Source organism: Paraburkholderia sp. (genome assembly GCF_035501035.1).
GTDB lineage: Bacteria > Pseudomonadota > Gammaproteobacteria > Burkholderiales > Burkholderiaceae > Paraburkholderia.
In genome coordinates, this window is record NZ_DATJWR010000110.1 from 1 (window position 1) to 2,561 (window position 2,561).

The 2,561-nt window shown below is 64.6% G+C and carries 3 protein-coding genes; all 3 read right to left on the minus strand.

Annotation, left to right across the window (positions count from 1 at the left end):
* Window positions 1-640: MFS transporter (locus tag VMJ11_RS08070; protein ID WP_325618708.1), on the minus strand; the 640-nt coding region annotated here is incomplete at its 3' end.
* A gap of 636 nt (window positions 641-1,276) precedes the next feature.
* A complete protein-coding gene (locus VMJ11_RS08075; protein ID WP_325618710.1) occupies window positions 1,277-1,552 on the minus strand; it encodes an oxidative damage protection protein in 276 nt (91 codons plus the stop codon).
* Window positions 1,553-1,615: 63 nt separating this feature from the next.
* Window positions 1,616-2,561 (minus strand): amino-acid N-acetyltransferase (gene argA, locus VMJ11_RS08080; protein ID WP_325618712.1); only part of this gene is annotated, 946 nt, incomplete at its 5' end.

Sequence of the window (2,561 nt, forward strand, 5' to 3'; positions counted from 1 at the left end):
AGCCCCAGTCGAGGAGCGCCTCGTGCGGGAGCACGGCGGTCAGCACCGCGACCGTGCCCGCGCCGAACACGTAGCCGATCAGCGTGCCGAATTCGAGGAAGCTGCCCATGAAGCCGCGGCGCTTGTCGGTCGAGAACTCCGCGATGAAGGTCGCGGCGCCGCCGTATTCGCCACCGGTCGAGAAGCCTTGCACCAGACGCGCAACCAGCAGCAGCACCGGCGCGAAAATGCCGATCGACGCGTAGCTCGGAATCAGGCCGATCGCGAAGGTGCCGAGCGCCATCATGATCATCGTCATCGCGAGCACGCGCTGACGGCCGATGCGGTCGCCCAGCGGCCCGAACACCATGCCGCCGATCGGGCGCACGAGGAACGCCGCGGCGAACGTGCCGAAGGTGGCGATCAGCTGCGCCGACGGATTCGACGACGGGAAGAACACTTTGCCGAGCGTGACAGCGATGTAGCTGTACACGCCGAAGTCGAACCATTCCATGGCGTTGCCGAGCGCCATGGCGCCGACGGCGCGTTTGAGGAGGCTGTTGTCGACGATGGTGATGTCGTCGAGGGTGAGATCGGTCGAAGCCGCGCTATGCGAGGAGGAGGCCGATGTGCCGGAAGTGGAAGCGGTCAAGGTGTGCATCTCCAATGACTGCGACGAACCCACAAGGGCCCGCCACGGTTGCCGGAGAGTACCGTTTCGCGATGGCGGCGAGCTTTCGCGCGGCACGCCGCAGGTTGGGCGGCCGGTGTGCATCGCGTGAAGCGAGTGGCGCACGAAAGCCATGCTGAGGTGTCGCGAAACGACACTCAAACGAATTGTGATTAAGCGTGGCGCCTGCGTGGCCGTGGTTGGGGGGCAGGACGCATGAGGACGCTGGACTGGCACGAGGGTGCCGGTGAAGCGCCGCTGAAACGAAAAAGAAGCCCGCGTGGCGGAGCGTTCCTTTTGTCATATGCGCACTCGGATGCGGGGCGTTGCGGCGGCGTTTTTTGTGCGCCTTTCCGAATGCAATTGATGGCTAATGCCTGTTGAACGAAGCAGCATGATAGCACGATAACGGAAGATCGAGAAAACCGCCGTATCGCCGGGTATTGGGGGAAGCGCTGAAAGCCCCGCGTGGCGGGGGATTGCGCCGATTCGGTGGAACCGTTTCCGGTGCTCCGAAAGTGCATGAAGCGCATAAAAAAACCGCGCCGGCGGCGCGGTTTTTACGGTGCGTTTGGCTGCGCCCATGCAAGCCGGGGACAGATCCCGGCGGCGCGCAGCAACAGCGACTCAGCCCTGGGTGGGCGGCACGTAACCGGAGGCCTGGTCGGCGCCTTCGCCGAAGAAGAACTTCTCCGTTTGCTTCATCAGGTACTGACGCGCGCGCGGGTCTGCCATGTTCAGGCGGTTTTCGTTGATGAGCATGGTCTGCTGCTTGAGCCACTGCTGCCACGCCTCCTTCGAGACGCTTTCGTAGATGCGCTTGCCGAGTTCGCCCGGCAGCGGCGGAAAGTCGAGTCCCTCGGCTTCCTTGCCGAGCTTCGCGCATTGGATCATACGGGCCATGCTGTGCTTCTCCTAAAGTCGTATGTGTGGGTGGCGTCGCGCCTCATCCGCAGATGGGCGCGCTCAAAGCTGTTTCATCAGCACGAGCGATTTGCGCTGCCAGTTGTAGAGCCGGCGGCGGTCTTCGGGCAGGTCGTCCACCGTTGCCTTGACGAAGCCGCGCTTGAGGAACCAGTGTTCGGTGCGCGTGGTGAGCACGAAAATGCGCGTGAGGCCGCGCGCCCGCGCGCGCTGCTCGATGCGGCGCAAGAGGCGCTCTCCGTCGCCGGAGCCTTGCGCCTCGGGCGAGACCGTGAGGCACGCCATTTCGCCGATGCGCTCCTGCGGGTACGCGTAGAGCGCCGCGCAACCGAATAGCACGCCGTCGTGCTCGATCACCGAAAAGTGGTCGATGTCGCGCTCGATCTGGTGGCGCCCGCGCCGCACGAGCGTGCCGTCTGTTTCGAGCGGCTCGATCAGCGTGAGAATGCCGCCCACATCGTCGGGCGTCGCTTCGCGCAGGCTTTCCAGGTTCTCGTACGAGATCATGGTGCCCACGCCGTCGTGCAGGAACAGTTCGAGCAGCAGGCCGCCGTCGAGTGCGTAGGGAATGATGTGCGCGCGGCCCACGCCGCCACGGCAGGCGCGGATCGAGTGCTTCAGATAGAAGCCCGCGTCGCCGAGCACGGTGCCGCTTTCCTGCAGCTTGTAGGCGTCGTCGAGCGACATTTCGCGCAGCAGTTCGCCTTCCTCGCCGATCAGACCCTGCGTTTCCGTGAGGAACACGATCTTGTCGGCGCGCAGCGCAATGGCCGCCGCCGACGCCACATCTTCCATCGACAGATTGAATGCCTCGCCCGTGGGCGAGAAGCCGAGCGGCGAGAGCAGGACGAGCTTGCGGCTCGCGAGCGAATGGCGGATCGAATCGGCGTCGATCTTGCGCACGACGCCCGTGTGTTGGAAGTCCACGCCATCGAGAATGCCGACCGGCCGTGCCGTCACGAAGTTGCCCGACACCACGCTGATGTGC